Raw genomic sequence first — 24,259 nt, forward strand, 5'->3', positions numbered from 1 at the left:
AAATAGTATCTTTATTTTTTCATCATTATTAAATCTAAACTTTTACATATTGAAATCTATTACCTTATTAACCTCCTTAATTTTAGTTTTACATTGTGGATTTTCTCAAAACGAAAATAATAATTTAGTAGAAGATAAATATGTTGAATATTTTAAATTAAATCCTGAAACTATTTACACCCATGTAAATAAGTCAAAATTTTCTACTAGCGAAACATTATGGTTTAAAACATATATATATGACACCAAAACTCAAAAACCATATTTGAGTACAACAAATGTTTATGCCGCGATATATGATGCTGAAGGTCATTTAATTGAAAAAAAAGTTTATTACGCTAAAGATGGAATGACACATGGCGATTTCAGTTTAGCAAAAAATTACTCTCCTGGTATTTATTTTTTAAAAGTTTCAACAAATTGGATGCGGAATTTTAATGAATCTCGTCATAGCTTGCAAAAATTCATGATTTTGGATGAATCTGTTAATAAATCAAAAATTGTAAACCAACAACAAAAAGTTGATTTTCAATTACTACCAGAAGGAGGTCATCTAGTAGAGAACACAAATAACAGTATTGGTTTTAAAGCAATTGATTTTAATGGAGACCCACTAATAATAACTTTAGGCAAAGTTCTGGATAGCAATGGCAACATTCTATCTAGCTTTAAAAGTAATACCTTTGGCATTGGAAAGTTTAATCTTTTTATAAAAGAAAATGAGTCCTATAGAGTTGAAATCACAGTTGATAATGGTACAATTATAACTAAAGATATTCCAAAAGCTGATCCAATAGGAATTGGCATCAATATTAACAACATCAATGATGAAATATTGTTTGTAAATATCAAAACGAATTCTAAAACTTTGCCAAGCCTATTAAACGGTTCATACTACTTTTTAATTCATAGAGATGGTTTATATAAAAAAATAGATATAGCTTTTGAAACTGAAAAATATGAATATCTAACCTCTATCCCTAAAAATCAGTTATTCGATGGTATAAATATTTTAACATTATTTAATGATAAAAATCAACCTGTTTTAGAGCGACTTTTATTTAACAAAAAAGATAAATTAATTAACGATGTCATGTTTTTATCTCAAAATTCAGATAAAGATTCTACACAAATTAAACTGGCGTCTAGAGGAAAGAACCTATTAAAACAAACTATTAGTGTCTCTATACTACCCGCAGCATCTGAAGCTTATGAAAGCGACAACACAATAACATTGGCACTCTTATTAAAACCATATATTAAAGGACATATTGAAAATCCTAGTTATTATTTTAAAGATAATAGCAGGAAAACCAATCATGATTTAGATTTATTACTACTCACTCAAGGATGGAGTTCTTACAACTGGAAAAACATCTTTTACAAACCTCAAATTGCTAAATATAATTTTGAAACAGGATTTCAAATTAAAGGAAAAATCAATTCAGCAAAAGACACTGACGTTAAAGAGATAATATTATTTTCAGAAGAAAATGAACTGATGGTAACCTCTGAAGTTAAAAACACATATTTTAACTTCGATAATCTGTCCCTAATGGATAGTTCGGTTGTTTCTCTTAGTGCTAAAAATATAAAAGGAAAATTAGTAAAACCACAGATATATTATAATGTTTACCCAACATATGTAGTTGATTCAATAAAAACAGAACACCTACCTGAAATAGATTTCAAATACAAGAGTACTGTTGATGGTTTTATCTATGACGAATTTGTCACACAATTGGATACTGTTCTCTTATCTTCAAAGAAACAAGAAAAAGAACAAAAATTTATGGTTAACGGCGGTGTTAATAATAAATTAATAGATTTAGAAACATACTACTCACCAAATACTCGAATAATTGATATTATTAGAAATAATGGCTTTGAAGTTAGAGAAAGCGGTCAGAATTTAAGTATTCTATCAAGACGTGTTACAAATTTTAGAGGCGCACTAAGTCCAAGTGTCTCTTTAGACTATGTGCAAATTAATAGCACTTTAGACTTTATTCAATACTTAACTGTTTTTGACGTAGAAGCATTATATATTTCAAGAATAGGATATGGCATGAATAGTCCTGGTGGAGCAATTAATATCTTTACTAAAAAAGGTATGTCCACTAAAAGCTCAAATAAAAGTAGGTTTAATAATAATAAAATAAAAATAGGCTTTTCAATAGCTAAAAATTATTATTCACCAGCATATGATAAAACAAAGCAAGAAATATTTGCTAAATATGGTGTTTTAAACTGGATACCAAATCTATCAAATGATGAAAATGGATTTTTCATTTTTAAAATCCCAAATTATTACTACGACTCAATCAACTTGTATATTGAAGGCATTTGTGAAGATGGTAGTTTAATCTCAAAAACTCATAACATTAAATTATAAAATTAAAAAACACCACGAGTTGTGGTGTTTTTTGATAGGATTGCTTCGTTAATCTTCATGATCTTTTTTTACATCTTCATCGCGATATCGGCAACATGCATGCACACTATTGTATGCTTCTTCCGTTGCTTTTATTTCTTTGGTATCATGACCAACATTAGCAATATTTTGATTAATAGTTTTTAAATCGGTTTTGCGTTCGTCATAAATTAATTTTAATTCATGTGTCTCAACATTCCATACAGCCGATTTCACACCTTTAGTTTTAATACAGGCTTTCTCTATACGCTCTTTACACATCATACAAACACCATCCACCTCAAGTGAGGCTCTGGCATTCTTATCTTGTGCATAGATAACGGAGCCTACTAACATGATTAATACAATAACTAAATTTTTCATAAGTTTTATTTTTAAATTTTAATTTATTCTAAATCGCAATCCTGCGTAATACATACTTCCAAATACAGGACCATACACAAATGTTGTATCAAAATTCGCTCCAAACGGATCGTCTGCAGCCAAAATCGGATTGTTCTGCCTAACATTGGTTATGTTTTCACCTCCTAAATATACTTCAAATTTTGAAGAAAACACTTTTGTTATTTGCGCATTGATTGTTCCAACTGTAGGCGAGTATTCAGGCAACCTATATTGCGCTGGATTTGTAACAGTTGACGAAAAACGCTGTTTGCTTAACCAATTAAAGGTTGCATCAAACTTCCATTGACCGCCTTTGTCACCTGGTTTGGTTTCATAAGAAGCATTGGCAAAAAAACGATGCTTTGCTGTTAACGGCTTCTCTAATTCACCTGATTGATACTGTGTTTTTACATCATAATATTTATATGCCAAACGCAAATCAAAATGCTCAAAAACATTGTAATTTAATTCCGTTTGAAAACTATTAGCATAACTATCACCTTGCAAATTATAAAAGCTAACTGCTTGAGGGTTTTCATAGTCAACTACAATTTGGTTCGTAAAATCAGTTCGATAATAATCAAAAGCAACATCAGCTTTTCTACCAAACAAATTGAAGCCTTGTAAATATGACAAACCGTAATTCCAAGCAATTTCGGGATCCAAACCGTAGATTTCACCTCCAGAATTTAAAATATTAATTTGACGAGATGTTGCAAACACACTTTGGTTTTCAGTAAAAATATTAGCACTGCGTTTACCTCTTCCTATAGAAGCTCTAAAAGCTGCTTTTTCCCATGGTGTATATCTAGCATGTAGCCTTGGTGTTACAAAAAAACCTAACAAGTTGTGGTTATCAACACGTAATCCTGCTGTTAGATTCAGCTTATCAAGATTATCATAATTATACTCAAAAAAGGCGCCAATGGATGTTTCTGTTCGTTCAAAATCAGTAGTATTTACAAACTCATCATAATGATCATAGGTATAGCTAATACCCGTTTTAATTTTGTGCCTAGAATCACTGATTATAGAGTTATACATGGCATTAGCATAAAGACTATTGTGTGTAATATCATATTGATTCAACCCAAAGTAAGAGTCTTGTGTATGACTACTAAATGCTGTTTGAACACCAATACTTTGATATGGAATTTCTGGATTTACATAACCTAATTTAGCCGAAATCTCATAGCGTTCCGTATCAATTTCACTTCCCCAAGCATTTGTGGTTAACTTATCTGTATCTGGATTAAAATCTAGCTGACCCGTTTGCTTACCATCATTTAGGTATTTTAAATTGATAAAACTCACAAAACCTTTTTCAGGATTAGTATACTGCCAACGGTTCATGATATTTATCTGATTATACAAAGGCATATCTAAAAAACCATCATCATTAACATCGTGCTTTTTGTTATGCGTATTGCCATGTAAGTACAAACCTGTATGCCATTTATCACTCACTTTGGTATTAACATGAGTGTTTAATTCCATACGCTGGCTACTGGCTCCATAAAAGTTGACAAACAATTTATCATCTGTTGATGGTTTTACAAGTTCTGTATTGATTTGCCCTGCAATGCTTTCAAAACCATTAACAACACTACCTGCGCCTTTGGTTATTTGAATGCTTTCTACCCAAGTCCCTGGAATGAAACTTAATCCATATGCTTGCGAAGCTCCTCTAATTGACGGAATATTTTCAGTAGTAATTAAAATATAAGGACTCGTTAATCCTAGCATTTTTATTTGTCGCGTTCCTGAAATAGCATCTGCAAAATTCACATCAATTGAAGGATTGGTTTCAAAACTCTCCGATAAATTACAGCAAGCAGCTTTCAACAATTCATCACTGCTCACAGTCATAATATTTTGAGCTTGTAAATATGATTTTGCCGTAGCTTGTTTTCTTGAGGTTACTGTTACCTCATCAAGGGTACTGGTACTTTGTAGAGTATGACGGATTCGTTTTGGTTCCGTTATGGTCAAGGTATCCGTTTTATAGCCAACATAACTAATTACCAGTTTTTTGTAATCGCTTTGATACGGAATAGTAAACTTTCCATCAAAATCGGTTACATCACCAACCGTTGAGTTAAGCCAATAAACATTAGCTCCTGGCAATGGTACTTCTTTGTTTTCAGCATTAACTTCCACTATCTCTCCACTGATTTCGGTTTGTGAAAAAGACAAAAAAGGAAGCATTAACATAATGATTAATATCCTTTTCATGAGCTATAAATTTTAATCAGCATGATAATAGCCATAACCATCATAATACTATTTTCAATAAAAGTCGCTTTGGTCATAGGCAGTTTTAATGCTGTTCCCAAACAAGCGCATTGAATGGACTTTTTATCTAATAATGTTTTGGTGACTCCAACTGTTGTGATACCAAGAACAATTAAAGTAATTACTAAAGCTAAAGGAATTTGAAAACGCATCAGGAACATCAGTCCCAAAACAACTTCTATAAATGGGTATATCCAACCATAGGCTGGAACAACTTTAGCCAATGGATCGTACATTTTAAATGATTCCGGAAAACCTTTTAAATCCAATAATTTAAAAAAGCTAAAAACAATATAGAATAAGCCCATAAAATCAAGCATAAAACTGCTCCAATCCATTGGGCTGTTATTTAGTAAAAAAGCCGTTGTAATTATATAGCCAAAGATTAAAAACAAAGGAAACAATTTCTTTAAGTCTGATTTTTCCTCCACCTGTTTTGAAGTTGAAGCAAAGATGTTTTGCTCTTTTTTTTGCGAAATCTGATATTTTTCTGGTAATGCGTCTTGCAACGTTTTATTTGCTATGTGTTCTGTCATGGTAATTCGTGCTTCTTGAGCTTCCAAATTTACCTGAACGTCATCAACATAGTCTAAATTTTGTAAAGCACTTTCAACTTTTGCCTTACAACTGTTACAGGTCATTCCCGTAACGGTATATGTATGTGTCATTTTTGTTTGATTTATAAATTGAACAATTAATTAGCTATCCGTTTTCACGGAGGTTGTTCAAAAAAATCAAATTAAGAAAACCTGGTCACGTATCTGTATATCGTGAACCAAGTTGGGAGGTGAGTAATCTTTATGAGGAATTACTTGTTGTGATAAATCCTCAAATAACGTTAGATAAGAATATGCAAATGTGGTAACAAATACTTGTTGCTCAAAATCAAGGTCATCAAAGGCTTTCACTGTGAGCTCGTCCTGTCCTTGAACAACATCAATGGTATCTTTGCAGCAGTCCATTTTGGCAATAATTTCTTCAGCTTCTGAAGCACATTTTTCAGCTTCAGCAAACAAAGACACATCTACCAATACATCACCACAAAAATGTTTTTCAATAGTGAATGAAACCGTAGAAAACAGCACTAAAAAAGCCATTAGAACTGAAAACATACTATGTAAAACTTTCTTTACCACGATACAAATTTACAAAAAAGGGAATTAATAAGGTTTGTTTTAAAAAAGGATTAACATTTATTGATGCTGCTTATAGTAATAAAAAGCTGGAATCAACAAAAGCAGCAACAAAGGTTGAATTAAAAACCTTCGAATATTAAAAAACAAATAATAGTCTTCTTGTCTGGGATTAACAACAAAGTATAAAAAGAGGACAATTAATATTAAAAATGAAATCCCATAAATAATAGCTGAAAACTTGACTATACTTTTATCTTTAAACAGAACATACAAAATACCTAACGAAATTAGAGTATTGAGCACAAAACGTAAGCTAGTAAAAGCGGTTAATTTAAAAACTTCACGCCTTGGCGAATCAATGTATAAATAATCGTTTTTAAAAAACATCAAAAAAGGATCGTAGAACAAACTGTTTTCAAAAATGCGTATCAAAATCAACAGGCCAAACAAGAAAAAAAGCAATAATATCTTTATCCTTTTTTTCATCGTATCTGTTTTACATTAGAAAACCTATTAACCCAAAACACCCATAGCAAGCAGACCATTCCATAAATTATACCAGGAAAAATAACTGTGTGCAAAATATCTTTTCTCCATGGGTAGTGATATAGCCCAACAGACAATATCACCACACGAACCAAATTAACCACATAAATCAAAACACTTCCAGCCAATATGTAAAAAAAAGTCGTTTTAAATTTTCCTGAAAACGCAATAATAAACGAGACAAATAGAATGATGACACTTACCGAATTACAACCTTCAATAATACGCGCCACATATTTCTCATTAATTATTAATTTCATAGAAGCCTCATCAGGATGCGGAATTACTTGCACTCTATAGTCTAAATCATGTAGCAAATATGCAGTTTGATTTGCTACTGCATGTGTTAGATAATCAGGATAATATTTTTCGCCTGTTGACCATTGCAAGTAAAATTTATATGATATAGAAAGCACAAAATATACTAACAAAAAAGTTAGAATGAATTTAATAACTGATTTATATTTTATGAATAATTTCTTCATTTTGTCTATAAAATATCTGATGTTAAATTTATACAAAATGACATACTAATATAACCGCATTTTAAATACTTTTACCAAAACTTTTAAACAATGACGCTCCAAGGGTTAAAACCAGAAATAACTAAAATAGTTTCAAAAAAAGACACATCAGTTGATGATAAGTTATTTCTTATTTGCCAACTTCTTGAAAAAGAAATCTCTTATTACAATTGGGTTGGTTTTTATTTTAAAAATGGTGATAAAAACGAATTGAAATTAGGCCCATATGTTGGTGAACCTACAGACCATACCATCATCCCATTTGGAAAAGGTATTTGTGGGCAAGTTGCCATAAGTAATAAAAATTTTGTAGTACCTGATGTTTCAGCTCAAGACAACTACATTGCTTGTAGTATAACGGTTAAGGCAGAAATTGTAGTTCCAATTTTTGTTAATAGCCAAAATATTGGTCAGATAGATATTGACTCTAATACTGCCGATCCTTTTACCGAAGCCGATGAACGTTTTTTAGAATTTGTCTGCAAAAAAGTAGCAACAATTTTGTAGTTGTTAACAACTTCCGTTTTAAGTTGAAAAAACAACCATTTTCGCAGCCTTTTTAGACACTGTTTTTTGATTGAATTAACTACTTTTGCAATCATTAAACAACACATCTAAAATGAGCAACAACAAAACCATTAAATCAGCATTAATATCTGTTTTTAGTAAAGATGGATTAGAGCCTATCGTTCGTGAATTAAACAAGCAAAATGTTACTATTTACTCAACTGGTGGTACTGAAAAATTTATCAAAGATTTAGGAATTAATGTCGTACCTGTTGAAGACGTAACCTCCTACCCATCCATTCTTGGCGGTCGCGTAAAAACATTACATCCAAAAGTGTTTGGCGGTATTTTAAATAGGCAAAACAATGATAGCGATGTAGCTGAATTGGTTGATTTTGATATTCCACAAATCGATTTGGTAATTGTTGACCTCTACCCTTTTGAAAAAACCGTAGCATCTGGCGCGAGTAATCAGGATATTATTGAAAAAATAGATATTGGTGGTATTTCTTTAATTAGAGCAGCTGCAAAAAATTATGCTGATGTTGTTTGTGTTTCATCAGTTGATGAATATTCAACATTTTTAGAATTATTGCAAACCAAAAATGGTGAAACATCGGAAGATGACCGTAAACAATTTGCAGCTAAAGCATTTAATGTTTCTTCACATTATGATTCAGCGATTTTCAATTATTTTAATAGCAATCACGAAATAGCTACTTTAAAAATAAGTGAAACAAATGGCAAGGTATTACGCTATGGCGAAAACCCTCACCAACGTGGTTTTTTCTTTGGAAATTTTGATGATATGTTTACCAAAGTTCATGGTAAAGAATTAAGTTATAACAACCTATTAGACGTGGATGCTGCTGTAAATTTGATGAACGAATTTAATGGTGAAGCGCCTGCTTTTGCTATTTTAAAACACAATAACGCTTGTGGTTTTGCACAACGCGAAACTGTTCATCAGGCATACGTTGATGCTTTAGCTGGTGATCCAGTTTCAGCATTTGGTGGTATTTTAATTGCTAATACTGAAATTGATAAAACAACTGCCAACGAAATTCATTCCCTATTCTGTGAAGTGGTTATTGCTCCTTCTTTTTCCAATGAGGCTCTAGAAATCTTAAAAGGAAAAAAGAATCGTATTTTATTGATTCTAAATGATGTCGAATTACCTCAAACAACTGTAAGAACCTGTTTAAATGGTGTTTTAGTTCAAGACAGAGATAATAAAACGGATAACGTCGAAAATTTATCTTACGCCACAAACAATAAACCGTCAGAAAGCGAGTTAGAAGATTTAATTTTTGCATCCAAAATTTGCAAACACACCAAATCTAACACCATCGTATTGGCAAAAAACAAACAACTATGCGCTAGCGGAACAGGTCAAACCAGTCGTGTTGATGCCTTAAACCAAGCAATTCATAAAGCAAAATCCTTTAATTTTGATTTGAATGGAGCCGTTATGGCTAGTGATGCTTTTTTCCCATTTCCAGATTGTGTAGAAATTGCAGATAATGCAGGAATTAATGCTGTTATTCAGCCAGGTGGTTCAATAAAAGACCAGTTAAGTATTGATTATTGTAATGATAATAATATTGCTATGGTATTTACTGGAACACGTCATTTTAAACATTAATTTTATTACATTTACGAGATAGACTTAATTAACCTCAAAAATTTACTTATAGCACATGGGATTTTTTGACTTCCTAACCGAAGAAATAGCAATAGATTTAGGAACTGCCAATACATTAATTATTCATAACGATAAGGTTGTTGTTGACAGCCCTTCTATTGTTGCTCGTGATAGAGTTTCAGGCAAAATCATTGCCGTTGGAAAGGAAGCTAGTATGATGCAAGGAAAAACGCATGAGAATATCAAAACCATTAGACCTTTGAAAGATGGTGTTATTGCCGATTTTGATGCTTCAGAACAAATGATCAGTATGTTCATTAAAAATATTCCGGCGCTTAAAAAGAAATTGTTTCCACCATCCTTAAGAATGGTTATTTGTATTCCTTCAGGAATAACAGAAGTTGAAATGCGTGCTGTAAAAGAAAGTGCTGAACGTGTAAATGGGAAAGAAGTCTATTTGATTCACGAACCTATGGCTGCTGCTATTGGTATTGGTGTAGATATTATGCAGCCTAAAGGAAACATGGTTGTTGATATAGGCGGTGGTACAACTGAAATTGCCGTTATTGCTCTTGGTGGAATTGTATGTGACAAATCAGTTAAAATTGCAGGTGATGTATTCACAAACGATATCATTTACTACATGAGAACTCAACATAATTTATATGTTGGTGAACGTACCGCAGAAAAGATTAAAATTCAAATTGGTGCAGCAACTGAAGATTTAGAATTACCTCCAGAAGATATGAGTGTTCAAGGACGAGATTTATTAACTGGGAAACCTAAACAGGTATCTATTTCGTATCGTGAAATTGCAAAAGCACTTGATAAATCAATCTTACGTATTGAAGATGCCGTTATGGAGACGTTATCACAAACACCTCCTGAATTGGCTGCTGATATTTATAATACTGGTATCTATTTAGCAGGTGGTGGTTCTATGTTACGTGGATTGGATAAACGTCTATCACAAAAAACCGATTTACCAGTATATATTGCTGAAGACCCACTACGAGCTGTTGTTCGTGGAACAGGCATTACACTTAAAAACTTATCAAAATACAAAAGCGTATTGATTAAATAGCTTTTAAATCATGCAACAAATAATCAACTTCTTTTTAAGAAACAAAGTCTTTTTGTTGTATTTGTTTTTGATGTTTTTAGCTACGGTTTTTACCATTCAGTCACATTCCTACCACAAAAGCCGTTTTATAAATTCAGCCAATTTTTTAACAGGTGGTATTTATAATTCTGTTAATGATGTCCAGTCTTTTTTCAATTTAAGACATCAGAACAAACTACTTCAGGAGGAAAACAATTATTTAAAATCCATCCTATATAATTCTCAAGGTGAATTAAAAAATGCCTATGATAGCACACAAGCCCTAGGCAATTATAAGTTTACGCCTGCTAGAATTATAAAAAACAGTTATGCTTTAAGCAACAATGTTTTAACACTTAACAAAGGAAGAAAAGACAGTATTAAACAAGATTTTGGTGTTATTACCTCAAAAGGTATTTTAGGAATTATTGATAAAACCAGTAAAAATTACGCAACTGTTTTATCCATATTGAACACTAATATTAAAATAAGTGCTCAATTAAAAAACACCAATCATTTTGGTTCCTTAATTTGGGACACCAAGTCACCTAACATCGTACAATTAACAGAAATCTCTAAAATAGCGCCACTAAAAAAAGGCGATACCATTATCACTTCTGGTCGTTCTATAATTTTCCCAAAAGGCATACGTATTGGGACAATTGAAAATTTTAAACTTGATGACGCAGAAAACTTTTATACAATTAACGTTAAACTGTTTAATGACATGACCAACATTGAACATGTTTATATTATAGAAAATAGAAGCAAAGAAGAAATCAATAGTCTGCTCAATAATGAATAATATTATTTTTTCATATAGTATAAGGTTCATTGTATTGGTTTTAGTACAAGTTTTAATTTTGAACCAAATCAATTTTTTGGGCAGTATTAACCCTTATCTGTATGTTATATTTATTTGTCTGTTTCAGGTGAATAATAACCGTATGGTATTTTTGTTTTTGAGTTTTCTTTTAGGACTTACCATAGATGTTTTTTCGGATTCTGGAGGTGTTCATGCTGCTGCATCAGTGACCATTGCTTTTATTAGACCAGTTGTTTTAAAATTTTGTTTTGGATCTGTTTATGAACACCAAACCATTAAATTCAAGAATGTAGATTTTGGAGCAAAAATTTTCTATTTCATAATCATGGTCCTAATACACCATCTCATTCTATTTTTATTTGAAATTTTTAACCTTTCTGAAATACTTTTAATACTCAAAAAAACGTTATTCTCTGGAATATTCACTATTTTACTGTGTGTCGTAACATCTATAATTTTCAGTAGAAAAACATAATGCGCCAATTTTTATTATTTATCATCATCATTTTAGTCGGCTTTACTTTTTTAGGGCGATTATTCTATCTTCAAGTCTATACATTTAACACTCAAAATCTATATGAAGATAATGCCATTAGAAAGGTATATGATTATCCAAAACGAGGATTTGTTTACGATAGAAATGGCAAACTTTTAGTTGGTAATCAGCCCTCTTATGATGTTATGGTTATACCAAGAGAAGTAAAACCATTGGACACAACAGAGTTTTGTGCTTTGTTAAAAATCACAAAAGAACAGTTTATCAAGACTTATAATAAAGCCTATAATTATTCTCCAAGATTACCTTATGTCTTTATTCCTCATTTATCAAAAGAAGATTATGCCGTTTTACAGGAAAAGATGCGTAAATATGAAGGTTTTTATATTCAAAAAAGATTGTTGCGTGATTACCAGACTACAGTTGGTGCCAATGTACTAGGTTTTATTGCCGAGGTCACACCAACTCAAATAGAAAAATCTCCTTATTATAAAATGGGCGATTTAATTGGGAAGCAAGGTGTAGAACTTTCTTATGAAGAAGAGTTAAGAGGTATTAAAGGTATCAAATTTATTCAAAAAGACCGATTTAATAGAGATATTGGTCCATATAAAGAAGGTAAATTTGACACCTTACCAAAGCAGGGTAAAGACATTACAATTACAATCGACACAAAATTACAAGAATACGGTGAGTTGTTGATGCAAAATAAACGCGGCGGAATTGTAGCTATCGAACCAAATTCAGGTGAAATCCTAGCGCTAGTTTCGGCACCTTCATATAACCCTAATTTATTAGTTGGAAGAAAACGTTCACGAAATTATACAAAACTCTACAACGACTCCATCAATTTACCATTGATTGATAAAAGTTTATTACGAGTACATGAACCTGGCTCACCATTCAAATCATTAGTGGCATTGACAGCATTACAGGAAGGTGTTATAAATACTGAAACTTCAATAAGCTGTTCAGGCGTTTACAGATATGGCCGACGCGGCACAATGGGTTGCCATTGTGGTGGTGGTAGACGCAGTTTAAATTTGGGTATTGCCAAATCATGTAACTCCTATTTTGCTAACGCCTTTAGAAAAACTATTGATAAATATGATAATGCCAGTCATTCTATGGACATTTGGAGTGGTCACATAAAAAGCTTTGGCTTAGGCCAATATTTAGGAACCGATTTACCAATAGGAAAAAAAGGAAATATTCCTGATGGCGCCTATTATGATAAGTGGTATCCAGATTTCAACTGGGGAGCTACTACGATTATTTCAAACGCAATTGGACAAGGTGAAGTACAAGTTACTCCAATCCATTTGGCTAATATGACTGCAGCAATTGCCAATCGTGGTTATTATTACACACCACATATAATCAAAGATATTGAAGGTCAAGAAATAGACAACAATTTTACCACTAAACACCAAACGAGTATTGACGAAAGGCATTTCGAACCAGTTGTCCAAGGCTTGTTTGATGTGTATAACAAAGGTACAGCGCATTTTTTACAAGTCCCAGGAATTGAAATTTGTGGCAAAACAGGAACAGCCGAAAACTTCACAATAATTGATGGGACTAGAACACAATTGACAGATCATTCTATTTTTATTGCGTTTGCACCAAAAGACAACCCAAAAATTGCTTTGGCTGTTTTTGTTGAGAATGGTTATTTTGGAGCACGTTTTGCTGGTAGAATTGCCAGTTTAATGATTGAAAAATATTTGAAGGATGAAATCACTAGAAAAGATTTAGAGCATTGGATTTTAACTCATAGTCTTGAAAATGAATATGCAAAACCGTATTCTGGTGGCCCTTTCAAAATAAATGCACAATCGCAATATCAAGTAATTGATTTGCCAAAGGAGACCGAAACCCAAAATCAATCAATAGTAATTCCAGCGAATGAGACAAACAGATAGATATTTTAAATTTGACTGGATAACCATTCTTCTCTTTTTACTATTAGTTGGTTTTGGCTGGATGAATATCCTTTCAGCTTCTCACATTGGTGAAACCATTGACTATTTTGACTTTTCTCAACCTTATGGCAAACAACTTGTCTTCATTCTACTTACTTTCTTATTAATAATTGTACTACTATCCATTGAAGCTAAATTTTATGAACGTTTTTCAAGTATTATTTATTTGATTGGAATTCTCTCTTTAGTGGGACTGTTTTTGTTCGGTAAAAATGTAAATGGCGCTACATCATGGTATGGTATTGGAGGTATGACCATTCAGCCTAGCGAGTTTGCCAAAGCAGCAACAGCACTTGCTGTCGCTAAATACATTAGCGATATGAATACAGATATTAAATCTTTTAAAGATCAAATTAGGCTTTTTATCATTATTGCTCTTCCTGCTATTTTAGTATTGCTTCAAAATGATGCAGGGAGTACGCTAGTTTACGGCTCATTTTTCTTTGTATTATATCGTGAAGGATTACCTAAAATCTATTTATGGATTATTGTTATACTCGGTTTAATATCTGTTGCAGCATTAAAGTTTGGTCCCTTAATTACAATAGCCGCAACAAGTATTATTGTTTTTGGATTTCATTTATTAAGAAAAAAGAAACCTTCAATAATTCAGCCAATAGCTATGCTTATAGCAGCTATTATTTTAACGTTTGGTGTTAATTTTTTCTACCAAAACATACTGCAACCACATCAGCAGGATAGGATAAGCTTATGGCTTCGATTAGAAAAAGATCCTGATAAAATTGAACAAATGCGTCGTGATATTTTGTATAATCTCTACGAATCTGAAAAAGCTATTAGCTCGGGTGGATTTAATGGAAAGGGGTTTTTAGAAGGCACTCGAACAACTGGTAAATTTGTCCCAGAACAGCACACTGATTATATTTTTAGCACAGTTGGTGAAGAATGGGGGTTTCTGGGTAGTGCGCTGGTAGTTATTGTTTTTGTGCTACTCTTATTACGTATATTAAGACTCGCCGAACTTCAAAAGTCGCAATTCAGTCGGGTTTATGGCTATGGTGTAGCCTCTATATTTTTCTTTCATTTTTTGATTAATATTGGGATGGTTATGGGATTAATTCCAACCATTGGAATCCCACTGCCCTTTTTTAGCTATGGTGGCTCCGGACTTTGGGGCTTTACAATTTTGCTCTTTATTTTTATCAAACTTGATTCCAACAAGATTAACGAGTGGTAATCATTTTTAATTATTTTTTTACTTCGTAAATATTATTGAGACGATATTATCTCATATTTATTTTAAACCATAATATTAAGATAATATTAATCTTCCGTGATTTCATTTGATAATTGTTTCATTTACAGGATTTTTTCTTACTTTTATTAGCCATATATAATTATGGTTTTTCCATTTAAAACTAAACAACCAAAAATCATGAAAACACATCTTTCATTATTATTTTTTTTAATATTTTCAGTTAATTCGTTTTCGCAAATCAACAAAGATCACGATTCTACAGCAATTTTTATTTTAGATAAAATGGCCGATGTTATAGGAGATTTGCAATCTGTAACATTTGAATTAGATAATTCAACAGATCAATTTGATAGCAACAACAATATTGAAAAGCAATATTCTACGAGTACCATTTCTTTTTCTGGACCTAATAAATTAAGAGTGAAAATTGAAGGTACTAATGGGACAAAAGGTTTTTGGTATGATGGTAGTTATTTATCATTTTACAACTTTGATGAAAACAATTATGTTTCACTCGAAGCTCCTGAAACTACTCTAGAAATGATTGATGAAATGCATGTTAATTATGATTTTCAATTTCCAGCAGCAGATTTTTTCTATCCCAATTTTACAGATGATATGATGGAACAATTTGATTCCATTAAGTTTTTAGGAAGAAAAACTATTGATAATGAAGAATGTTATCATATTATGGCGACGAATAGCGATTTAAATGTTCAGTTATGGATATCTAATAAAACCTATCTTCTACCAAAACATTTTGTCATGATTTATAAAAACAAATCGAATTTACAATACGAATCAACTTTTAAAAGTTGGAATCTAAATCCCGATATTCCAGATGCAGCATTTGATTTTTTACCGCCTCCAAGAGCAAGATTAATTAGTATTCTTAAAAAATCGTAACGTAGTTGTTTACCATTCAAAATTTTACATCATGACAAAAGAAAACATAAATTTCAAATACATATTAGCCACTGTTTTACTATTTATAGCACTTATATTACCATCTGAAATAATGGCTCAACGCATGGGACATGGAGCATCAAGAGGTGGTGGACGAACCATGTCAAGAGGCGGAGGTCATTCTATGTCAAGACCTACAAGCAGGCCTTCAACTAATAGGGCTGCTCCAAATAGAAGTTCAAGTAGAAACAAGGCAACTACACGACCATCGACCTCAAACAGAACGCCTTCAAGATCAATTAATGGAGGGCATACCAAAAACAAAAGTCGAGATTTTTCCAAAAATAAAACGCCTAATAGAAGTACTAATAGGGCAACAAATAACACGGCACGAGATCGGTCAACTACTGGCGATAGATCTGCACGTGACAAGTCTGCTCCAAAATTAGACACGCGTAATCGCAAAACCTCAAATGTTAAAGACAGAAGTGGAAATAGAGGTAATAATATTAACAGTGGCAATAGAAGAAACATTAACATAGATAATAGTCGGACTGTAAATGTCAATAGAAGAAACACTTATGTCAGACCTAGTCCTAGACGATATACGAGACCACCTTATGCTTATGGTGGCTATCGCTATTATTGTCATAGACCATATTTCTATCATCCTTTCGTACCTTTTTATTGGGGTCCTTATTATCATCCATGGGGATATTTTGTAACCTCTTTGGCAACAACAGCAATTATTGTAAGTATTGTTAACGATAATGATGACGACGATGATGAAGAATATCACTACGAAAATGGCAATTATTATCTTAAAACTGAAGATGGTTTCGTGGCAGTTCAAGCTCCTGTTGGTGCAGAAGTACCAGACTTACCAGATGAAGCTGAAAAAGTTGAAGTCAATAACACCACAAATTATTACTATGGCGGAGCTTTCTATGAACAAAACAAAGATGGTTACATTGTAGTACCTGCAACGGCTGGAACCATTGTTCCAGGCTTACCTGAAGGTGGAGAAGAAGTAAAAATAGGCGATGTAACTTATGTGCAATTTGGAGATACCTATTACCAACCCATTCAAGTTGACGGTAAGGATATGTATGAAATTGTGGAAGTAAAAAAAGAATAACTAAACCTAAAATTTAATTAAGCTATTAATTGTTAAACAAAAACTATATGAAAAAATTAAACATTATTTTATTGCTCGTATTAATTCCAATACTTGCTATTTCTCAAAACAATAAAAAACCCAATATTCTGGTAATTTGGGGAGACGATATCGGTACATGGAACATTAGTCACAATAATCGTGGGATGATGGGATACATGACTCCTAATATCGACCGAATTGCCAAAGAAGGTGTTGGCTTTACAGATTATTATGCACAGCAATCTTGTACAGCAGGACGAGCAGCATTTATTAGTGGTAGTGTTCCGGTGCGTTCAGGAATGACTAAAGTTGGTATGCCTGGTGCCAAAGAAGGTTGGCAAAAAACAGATGTTACCATGGCTACTGTTTTAAAAAGTCAAGGGTATAAAACTGGACAGTTTGGAAAAAACCACCAAGGGGATTTAGATGAGCATTTACCAACCATGCATGGGTTTGATGAATTCTTTGGGAATCTGTATCATCTTAATGCAGAAGAAGAACCTGAAAATTTTGACTATCCAGGAGACATGGTTTTAAAAAATGGTCAAACATTTAAAGAAAAATTTGGTCCTCGTGGAGTTATTCATAGTTGGTCTGATGGTAAAGGCGGTCAGCGTATAGAGGATACAGGCCCATTGACTAAAAAACGTATGGAAACTATAGATGATGAAAGTGTTGCTGCTACTAAAGATTTTATAAAAAGAACAGTAGATTCTGGAGAGCCATTTTTTGTTTGGTGGAATGGAACACGTATGCATTTTAGAACACACGTTAAAAAAGATAGACGTCATCCAGGAAATGATGAGTATACAGATGGTATGATTGAACATGACATGCATGTTGGTCAACTTCTTGACTTTTTAGATGAGTTAGGAATAACTGACAACACTCTTGTGATGTATTCAACAGATAATGGCCCACATTATAACACATGGCCTGATGCCGGTACAACACCATTCCACGGTGAAAAAAATTCTAATTGGGAAGGTGCTTATCGCGTACCAGCTTTTGTAAGATGGCCAGGTCAATTCCCAGCTAATGTTACATTAAACGGTATTGTAGCCCATGAAGATTGGTTACCAACGTTTGCTGCCATTGCTGGAAATCCAAACGTAAAGGATCAATTAAAAAAAGGAACTACATTAAATGGTCGATCATATAAAAATCATATTGATGGTTATAATCAGTTAGACTATTTAACAGGAAAAGTGAAAGAATCTCCAAGAGAAGGTTTTATATATGTTAATGATGGTGGTTCTATTGCTGCCTTAAGATATGGCGATTGGAAGGCTACATTTTTAGAAAATAGAGCACGACAATTACAAATTTGGCTGGAGCCATTTGTAGAATTAAGAGCTCCATTATTAACTAATTTACGTCGTGACCCATTTGAAAAAGCTTATCAAGGATCTAATACGTATTACGACTGGTATATTGATCGCGCCTATATTTTAATAGCTATTCAAAGTTATGCTTTTAATTTCCTTTCTACATTTAAAGAATACCCACCTAGTCAAACCGCAGGTGACTGGAGTTTAGGTAAAGTTGAAAAACAAATTGAAGCCATGGTTACAAAAAGTAATTAAATTATAATAAAAGGCAGACGATAATGTCTGCCTTTTTCTTTAAATTGGACTTTTAATGATAGTTTATTTTTTATTAGTTATATTTAAATACATCGATATTTAGATAACATTGAAAAAAATTGATATCACACTAAACGGATATTTACCTTCATTAATTGAAGGTCTTGAATATGATGGCATCAACACTTCTCAATATTTAAAACATCCTTTTTTAAAAAAATTAAACTTATTTGACCCCAATAGCTATATTCCGAACAAACTTCTAGAAGACATTTTAGTTAATATAAAAAAAGACTTAGGGATTAAGAGTTTAGCCAACGATTTAAATCATCATTTTAAATCTACGAAAATGGGAAAATACAGTCAGCATATTTTCCAAAGCCCAAGCTTTCTCACGTTTCTCACAGAAGTAGTTAAATATCAAAAACACATCCGATCTAATTATGAAGCTAGGCTTGATATAATGGGTCCATTTTCTAGATTTTCAGTAAAAATAATTGAAAGACCAAGCCAAGGAAAACTAATCTGTGAAGAAATTGATATTATGCGAATTCTGGACGCCTTTACTATTGTTGGCGGATCAAGTTTTGTTCCTGTTGAAATTGGCATTACAGGCAAATCTGCATATTCAATTGAGCCTATCTTACCACGAGGCTATTATAAATTAAAGCTAAACCAAGATAAAAGCTGGATATTGTTTAATACCGATTTATTAAACAAAAGAATCCCTAATGTTCTTGACAATGCTCCACTTGAAACTATTATTAAATCCAAAAATCCAGAGTCTTTTAAAGTTGAAATGCTTTTGAGAAGTTTTAAATCAGGTAATATTCCAAACATGGATGAAATAGCTTTAATGTTCGATGTTTCTAGGCGTACATTAGAACGAAATCTTAACAAGGAAATGTCGAGTTTTTCTATAATAAAGCAAAAATTCTTACAACAACGAAGCATTGAATTATTACAATCTCAATCCTTAACTATTAAAGAAATTTCAGAAAATTTAAATTATTCTAATAGTCAAAATTTCATTAGGAGTTTCAAAAAATGGACTGGAAAAACTCCCGAAGTCTATAGGTCTTTGACATAAAAATTGCATTATTTGTCGTAAAATGATTATTACTAAAAGGTCATATTTTTAGTAAGTTTACAACTTTAACATTCACTAATTCAATTTTTTATAATGAAAAAGTTTACAATAATTATGGCAATGCTTGCATTGCCCTTAATTTCGTTAGCCCAATCTGAAAAACCTAATATCCTCGTAATATGGGGAGATGACATTGGTTGGTCTAATACCAGTATTTACAACAGAGGTATTATGGGTTACAAAACACCTAATATAGACCAAATTGGTAAAGATGGTATTATGTTTACCGATTACTACTCACAACAATCGTGTACAGCAGGTAGAGCTGCTTTTATAACAGGTCAATCACCTTATCGTACTGGTCTAACAAAGGTTGGACTTCCAGGAGCTAAAGAAGGTTTAAGTGAAAAAGATCCAACTATAGCTGAACTACTTAAAAATCATGGTTATTCTACTGGGCAATTTGGTAAAAACCATTTAGGAGATCGTGATGAGCACTTACCAACCAATCATGGTTTTGACGAATTTTTCGGCAATTTATATCATTTAAATGCTGAAGAAGAACCTGAACATCCAGATTACCCAAAAGATCCAGAATTTAAGAAAAAATATGGCCCAAGAGGCGTAATTCATTCCTATGCTGATGGTAGAATTGAAGATACAGGACCGTTGACCAGAAAGCGTATGGAAACAGTCGATTATGAGACGAAAGATGCTGCAATAGCATTCATGAAAAAATCAGTTGATGATGGTAAACCATTTTTTACATGGTATAATTCTACTTTAACTCACGTATGGACACATTTAAATGAAGAAGATGAAGGCCAAACTGGGTTAGGAATATATGCAGATGGTATGGTAAAACTCGATAAAATTGTTGGGGAACTTACTAAAGCAGTTAAAGATTTAGGCATTGAAGAAAACACGATTATAATTTTTGGAACAGACAACGGAGCTGAAATCGTATTTTGGCCAGATGGTGGTATGACACCTTTTAGAGGTGAAAAAGCCACAACATGGGAAGGTGGATTTAGAGCGCCTTGTTTGGTAAAATGGCCTAACAAAATTAAACCTGGACAAGTAAGTAATGCTATTTTTTCTGGTGAAGATTGGTTACCTACCTTTCTAGCTGCAGCTGGAGAGCCAAATGTTAAGGAAAAATTACTTAATGGTCATTCAGCAAACGGAAGAACATTTAAAGTTCATTTAGATGGTTACAATCAATTACCATTGTTAACCGGGCAATCTGAAGATGGAGCAAGAGAAGAAATCTTTTATTTCGATGATGATGGATCTTTAAATGCTTTTAGATACAAACGATGGAAAATCCATTTCAAAATACAAGAAAATCATGGATGGAATGTTTGGCAAAAAGAATATACAACCTTAAGATTTCCAATGCTCATTGATTTATATGGTGATCCTTACGAAAGAGCTCCACATGATTCAGAAGATTATAGACATTGGTCAGCAGATCGCATGTTTGCTTTGGTGCCTGCTCAAGCATATGTAGCTAAATTTTTAGCAACATTTAAAGAATATCCTCAAAGACAGCCTGTAGGTAGTTTTAGTTTAGATCAAGTTATGGATGCCATGAATAGAGCACAAAGAAATTAATATAGAATAAGTTTTTATAAAAAACCGAATGGTCTCATTCGGTTTTTTTATTTTTATACAAATTAATATATTATGAATTCAAAAATTCTACTTGGCATTTTAACCATATCACTAATTACATTTGGATGCAAAAATGAAAATTCAGTAGTGAATGAAGTAATAGTTGAAGAAACTATAACAGAATCAGACCCACTACCTTCGTGGAATGAAGGAGCAACCAAAGAAGCCATTGTCGATTATGTTGAAGATGTTACGAATTCTAATAGCCAAAACTTTATCCCTATTGGAGACCGTATAGCCACTTTTGATAATGATGGTAACCTTTGGAGTGAACAACCTGCTTATTTTCAATTATTCTTTGCTATAGACAGAATTAAAGCTATGGCTTCAGATCATCCTGAATGGAAAGAACAGCAACCTTACAAAGCCATTTTAGAAAATGATATGAAATCATTAATGGATATAGGAATGAAAGGTATTGTTGAAATTATAATGGCTACACATGCAGGCGTTACTGTCGCGGAATTTGATTCCGCTGTGAAAGATTGGGTTAAAACAGCAAAACATCCCAGCAAAAATGTGGGGTATAATGAATTAGTTTATCAACCTATGCTCGAATTGCTGGAGTATTTAAGAGCTAACAACTTTAAAACATATATTGTTTCTGGTGGTGGTGTAGATTTTATGCGTGCTTTTGTTACAGAAGTTTATGGAATACCTACCGAGCAAATTATTGGAAGTCGCGTAAAAACAGAATATGATTACAATAATGGAAACCCAATAATTAAACGTTTACCAGAACTGGACTTTATAGATGATAAAGAGGGAAAACCTCTTAATATTCAAAAAATTATTGGTAAAAAACCGGTTTTTGCTTCAGGTAATTCTGATGGTGATTTACAAATGCTACAGTGGACAGATTCAAATTCGTATAAATCATTTCAATTATATCTTCATCATACCGATGCTGATCGTGAATGGGCTTATGATAGAGATTCTCATATTGGTAAGTTAGACAAAGGACTTGACGAAGCAACAGAAAAAGGCTGGACAATTATTGATATGAAAAACGACTGGAAAGTAATTTATCCATTTCAAGTAGAATGATACCAAGAGCAATTGCCCTCATTTTTTCATGAAATTTTTGTTTTACATTGTTTTTATTTTTTTTGTTAGTACAAGATTACATGCGCAAGACAGCTTAGTAAACCAAGACATTAAAGTAAACAGCCAAATATGGCTGGATTATAATTTCTATAATGCTGTAAAAACCGATTTGGTTTTGCAAACACAAGTGGGTTACAGAAAAATATTTCCTGATGTTTTTAATCGATTTGTAGTAGTTTCCACCTTAAATATTCCTCACAAAAAGAGCTTGAAATTTCTTAATTTGGAAAAACCAATTATACAATCGTTTCACCTTGGTGCAGGCTTAATTTACACACAAAACTATGATTTTAATGATAATTTAGAATTTCGATTATTTCAGGGATTTAAGTTTAATATCCCTACAGTTAAAGCCATTACTTTTGGTAATTATGTGAGATTAGAAGAACGATTTCAAAATAATTTTAGTAATTCTGGTTGGACTTCAGGATTTCGATTACGGTATAGACTTTCTACTATTCTTAATTATAAAAAACATATTACTGACTTTGTAGATGGTTTTTATATACCATTAAAAGCAGAAGTGTTTTTAAATCTTATTAAATCAGATAGATACAATGACTTAATACGTCTAGAGCCTGGTATTGGTTATAAGTTTAAAAACGATTGGAAATTTGAATTGTACTTTATTTTTAACGAAACAAAAAACAATACAGCTACTAATAATACTTCTAGCGATTTTATTTTGAGACTTCGTCTTTTTAATGGAAATATTAAAAATCGTAAACTAGATTAACTCTTTGTAATAGGTGGAGGCAAAAAAATAGATGCTAAAAATACTCCAAGAATACACATGTAAACCATTACACACATATACCTCTCATTTTTAGTTGCTTAATAAAAATAAAACCCCTAATTTTAAGTAACATTAGTACAATATTGGTATCTAAATTCTTTAACTAATTAAACTAAAAATTATGAAAAAACTTATTGCTGAATTTATTGGCACACTTTGGCTTGTGCTTGGTGGATGTGGCAGCGCTGTATTAGCTGCTGGAATTCCTGAATTAGGAATTGGATTTGCAGGTGTTGCCGCTGCATTTGGTTTAACGGTTTTAACGGGAGCCTACGCCGTTGGACATATTTCAGGCGCTCATTTTAATCCTGCTGTTTCAATAGGGTTATGGGTTGGAGGTCGCTTTGAGGGGAAAGAGCTACCAGGCTATATTATTTCCCAAGTTCTCGGCGGACTTGCCGGAGCAGCTATTTTGTATGCTATAGCAAGTGGTATTGATACATTTAGCCTATCTGATGGTTTTGCCGCTAATGGTTACGGCGAGCATTCTCCTATGGGTTATAGCATGACTTCGGCTTTGGTTACAGAAATTGTTATGACATTTATGTTTTTAATAATAATTTTAGGTGCTACTCATAAAAATGCATCGCCTGGAATTGGTGGTATTGCAATTGGCTTAGCACTTACTTTAATTCACCTAATCAGTATTCCTGTAACAAACACATCGGTTAATCCTGCAAGAAGTACTAGTCAGGCCTTGTTTGTTGGCGATTGGGCTACAGGTCAACTATGGTTGTTTTGGGTAGCTCCTATTATTGGCGCTATTTTAGCAGGTATTGTTTATAAATATTTGGCTCCTGATAAGGATTAAAGCTTACATATCTCAAAATAAAAGGACC

The 24,259-nt window shown here is 32.6% G+C and carries 22 protein-coding genes; 16 read left to right on the forward strand and 6 right to left on the reverse strand.

Annotated elements, in window-relative coordinates; translation table 11 throughout:
* The first annotated feature begins 49 nt into the window (after positions 1-49).
* The gene (locus C1S72_RS05520) at positions 50-2,395 is read left to right on the forward strand and encodes a hypothetical protein (RefSeq protein WP_104734643.1); all 2,346 of its coding nucleotides are present in this window, start codon (positions 50-52) and stop codon (positions 2,393-2,395) included.
* Positions 2,396-2,443: 48 nt separating this feature from the next.
* Here C1S72_RS05520 and C1S72_RS05525 read toward each other — a convergent pair whose 3' ends face one another.
* From C1S72_RS05525 to xrtF, 6 genes are all read right to left on the reverse strand, one after another.
* On the reverse strand, positions 2,444-2,797 hold the full coding sequence (locus tag C1S72_RS05525; protein WP_104734644.1) for a heavy-metal-associated domain-containing protein: 354 nt from the start codon (positions 2,795-2,797) through the stop codon (positions 2,444-2,446).
* An 18-nt stretch (positions 2,798-2,815) separates the two neighbouring features.
* Positions 2,816-5,053, reverse strand: a complete 2,238-nt coding sequence (locus C1S72_RS05530; protein ID WP_104734645.1) for a TonB-dependent receptor — start codon at positions 5,051-5,053, stop codon at positions 2,816-2,818.
* Positions 5,050-5,781: a heavy-metal-associated domain-containing protein gene (locus C1S72_RS05535; protein ID WP_104734646.1), complete on the reverse strand. Its 732-nt coding sequence runs from the start codon at positions 5,779-5,781 to the stop codon at positions 5,050-5,052. The genes C1S72_RS05530 and C1S72_RS05535 overlap by 4 nt, the downstream gene beginning before the upstream one ends.
* Positions 5,782-5,847: 66 nt before the next feature.
* Positions 5,848-6,225 carry an HYC_CC_PP family protein gene (locus C1S72_RS05540; protein WP_230401583.1) on the reverse strand — a complete coding sequence of 126 codons (378 nt, stop codon included), beginning with the start codon at positions 6,223-6,225 and terminating at the stop codon, positions 5,848-5,850.
* 81 nt (positions 6,226-6,306) lie between these two features.
* Positions 6,307-6,735 carry an exosortase F system-associated membrane protein gene (locus C1S72_RS05545; protein ID WP_104734647.1) on the reverse strand — a complete coding sequence of 143 codons (429 nt, stop codon included), beginning with the start codon at positions 6,733-6,735 and terminating at the stop codon, positions 6,307-6,309.
* A complete protein-coding gene (xrtF, locus tag C1S72_RS05550) occupies positions 6,732-7,280 on the reverse strand; it encodes an exosortase family protein XrtF (RefSeq protein WP_104734648.1) in 549 nt (182 codons plus the stop codon). Before xrtF ends, C1S72_RS05545 begins: the two co-directional genes overlap by 4 nt.
* A 90-nt stretch (positions 7,281-7,370) precedes the next feature.
* Here xrtF and C1S72_RS05555 point away from each other — a divergent pair, with 90 nt between their 5' ends.
* From C1S72_RS05555 to aqpZ, 15 genes are all read left to right on the forward strand, one after another.
* Positions 7,371-7,826, forward strand: a complete 456-nt coding sequence (locus C1S72_RS05555) for a GAF domain-containing protein (protein WP_104734649.1) — start codon at positions 7,371-7,373, stop codon at positions 7,824-7,826.
* A 112-nt stretch (positions 7,827-7,938) separates the two neighbouring features.
* Entirely contained in the window at positions 7,939-9,471 is a 1,533-nt protein-coding gene (gene purH, locus C1S72_RS05560; protein WP_104734650.1) for a bifunctional phosphoribosylaminoimidazolecarboxamide formyltransferase/IMP cyclohydrolase, read from the forward strand.
* 55 nt (positions 9,472-9,526) lie between these two features.
* Positions 9,527-10,555 (forward strand): rod shape-determining protein, encoded by a 1,029-nt coding sequence (locus C1S72_RS05565; protein WP_104734651.1) that lies wholly within the window; start codon positions 9,527-9,529, stop codon positions 10,553-10,555.
* Positions 10,556-10,565: 10 nt separating this feature from the next.
* A complete protein-coding gene (gene mreC / locus C1S72_RS05570) occupies positions 10,566-11,378 on the forward strand; it encodes a rod shape-determining protein MreC (RefSeq protein ID WP_104734652.1) in 813 nt (270 codons plus the stop codon).
* 142 nt (positions 11,379-11,520) lie between these two features.
* Positions 11,521-11,874 carry a rod shape-determining protein MreD gene (locus C1S72_RS05575; RefSeq protein ID WP_317045755.1) on the forward strand — a complete coding sequence of 118 codons (354 nt, stop codon included), beginning with the start codon at positions 11,521-11,523 and terminating at the stop codon, positions 11,872-11,874.
* Entirely contained in the window at positions 11,874-13,820 is a 1,947-nt protein-coding gene (locus C1S72_RS05580; protein ID WP_104734654.1) for a peptidoglycan D,D-transpeptidase FtsI family protein, read from the forward strand. Before C1S72_RS05575 ends, C1S72_RS05580 begins: the two co-directional genes overlap by 1 nt.
* Complete coding sequence (gene rodA / locus C1S72_RS05585) at positions 13,804-15,078, forward strand: rod shape-determining protein RodA (RefSeq protein ID WP_104734655.1); 1,275 nt, start codon at positions 13,804-13,806, stop codon at positions 15,076-15,078. The genes C1S72_RS05580 and rodA overlap by 17 nt, the downstream gene beginning before the upstream one ends.
* A 198-nt stretch (positions 15,079-15,276) precedes the next feature.
* The gene (locus C1S72_RS05590) at positions 15,277-16,005 is read left to right on the forward strand and encodes a DUF2092 domain-containing protein (RefSeq protein WP_162919935.1); all 729 of its coding nucleotides are present in this window, start codon (positions 15,277-15,279) and stop codon (positions 16,003-16,005) included.
* Between the two features lie 31 nt (positions 16,006-16,036).
* Entirely contained in the window at positions 16,037-17,143 is a 1,107-nt protein-coding gene (locus C1S72_RS05595; RefSeq protein WP_104734657.1) for a DUF6515 family protein, read from the forward strand.
* A 47-nt stretch (positions 17,144-17,190) separates the two neighbouring features.
* Complete coding sequence (locus tag C1S72_RS05600; RefSeq protein WP_104734658.1) at positions 17,191-18,750, forward strand: arylsulfatase; 1,560 nt, start codon at positions 17,191-17,193, stop codon at positions 18,748-18,750.
* 109 nt (positions 18,751-18,859) lie between these two features.
* Positions 18,860-19,840, forward strand: coding sequence for a helix-turn-helix domain-containing protein (locus C1S72_RS05605; RefSeq protein WP_104734659.1), 981 nt, complete (start codon positions 18,860-18,862; stop codon positions 19,838-19,840).
* Positions 19,841-19,933: 93 nt separating this feature from the next.
* Positions 19,934-21,457, forward strand: a complete 1,524-nt coding sequence (locus tag C1S72_RS05610; protein ID WP_104734660.1) for an arylsulfatase — start codon at positions 19,934-19,936, stop codon at positions 21,455-21,457.
* 72 nt (positions 21,458-21,529) lie between these two features.
* The gene (locus C1S72_RS05615) at positions 21,530-22,564 is read left to right on the forward strand and encodes an HAD family hydrolase (protein WP_104734661.1); all 1,035 of its coding nucleotides are present in this window, start codon (positions 21,530-21,532) and stop codon (positions 22,562-22,564) included.
* Between the two features lie 28 nt (positions 22,565-22,592).
* Complete coding sequence (locus C1S72_RS05620) at positions 22,593-23,360, forward strand: DUF2490 domain-containing protein (protein ID WP_104734662.1); 768 nt, start codon at positions 22,593-22,595, stop codon at positions 23,358-23,360.
* A 181-nt stretch (positions 23,361-23,541) separates the two neighbouring features.
* Positions 23,542-24,231 (forward strand): aquaporin Z, encoded by a 690-nt coding sequence (aqpZ, locus tag C1S72_RS05625; protein WP_104734663.1) that lies wholly within the window; start codon positions 23,542-23,544, stop codon positions 24,229-24,231.
* Positions 24,232-24,259: the final 28 nt, after the last annotated feature.

The sequence above is a fragment of the Hanstruepera ponticola genome (assembly GCF_002940745.1).
Lineage (GTDB): Bacteria > Bacteroidota > Bacteroidia > Flavobacteriales > Flavobacteriaceae > Hanstruepera > Hanstruepera ponticola.

Coding starts and splice junctions, on each gene's coding strand:
- C1S72_RS05610 (WP_104734660.1), top strand. CDS start 19,934: ATGAAAAAGTTTACAATAATTATGGCAATGCTTGCATTGCCCTTAATT.
- C1S72_RS05620 (WP_104734662.1), top strand. CDS start 22,593: ATGAAATTTTTGTTTTACATTGTTTTTATTTTTTTTGTTAGTACAAGA.
- xrtF (WP_104734648.1), bottom strand. CDS start 7,280: ATGAAGAAATTATTCATAAAATATAAATCAGTTATTAAATTCATTCTA.
- aqpZ (WP_104734663.1), top strand. CDS start 23,542: ATGAAAAAACTTATTGCTGAATTTATTGGCACACTTTGGCTTGTGCTT.
- C1S72_RS05595 (WP_104734657.1), top strand. CDS start 16,037: ATGACAAAAGAAAACATAAATTTCAAATACATATTAGCCACTGTTTTA.
- C1S72_RS05600 (WP_104734658.1), top strand. CDS start 17,191: ATGAAAAAATTAAACATTATTTTATTGCTCGTATTAATTCCAATACTT.
- C1S72_RS05565 (WP_104734651.1), top strand. CDS start 9,527: ATGGGATTTTTTGACTTCCTAACCGAAGAAATAGCAATAGATTTAGGA.
- rodA (WP_104734655.1), top strand. CDS start 13,804: ATGAGACAAACAGATAGATATTTTAAATTTGACTGGATAACCATTCTT.
- mreC (WP_104734652.1), top strand. CDS start 10,566: ATGCAACAAATAATCAACTTCTTTTTAAGAAACAAAGTCTTTTTGTTG.
- C1S72_RS05525 (WP_104734644.1), bottom strand. CDS start 2,797: ATGAAAAATTTAGTTATTGTATTAATCATGTTAGTAGGCTCCGTTATC.
- C1S72_RS05530 (WP_104734645.1), bottom strand. CDS start 5,053: ATGAAAAGGATATTAATCATTATGTTAATGCTTCCTTTTTTGTCTTTT.
- C1S72_RS05540 (WP_230401583.1), bottom strand. CDS start 6,225: ATGTTTTCAGTTCTAATGGCTTTTTTAGTGCTGTTTTCTACGGTTTCA.
- C1S72_RS05535 (WP_104734646.1), bottom strand. CDS start 5,781: ATGACACATACATATACCGTTACGGGAATGACCTGTAACAGTTGTAAG.
- C1S72_RS05575 (WP_317045755.1), top strand. CDS start 11,521: ATGGTATTTTTGTTTTTGAGTTTTCTTTTAGGACTTACCATAGATGTT.
- C1S72_RS05545 (WP_104734647.1), bottom strand. CDS start 6,735: ATGAAAAAAAGGATAAAGATATTATTGCTTTTTTTCTTGTTTGGCCTG.
- C1S72_RS05615 (WP_104734661.1), top strand. CDS start 21,530: ATGAATTCAAAAATTCTACTTGGCATTTTAACCATATCACTAATTACA.
- C1S72_RS05590 (WP_162919935.1), top strand. CDS start 15,277: ATGAAAACACATCTTTCATTATTATTTTTTTTAATATTTTCAGTTAAT.
- C1S72_RS05580 (WP_104734654.1), top strand. CDS start 11,874: ATGCGCCAATTTTTATTATTTATCATCATCATTTTAGTCGGCTTTACT.
- C1S72_RS05555 (WP_104734649.1), top strand. CDS start 7,371: ATGACGCTCCAAGGGTTAAAACCAGAAATAACTAAAATAGTTTCAAAA.
- purH (WP_104734650.1), top strand. CDS start 7,939: ATGAGCAACAACAAAACCATTAAATCAGCATTAATATCTGTTTTTAGT.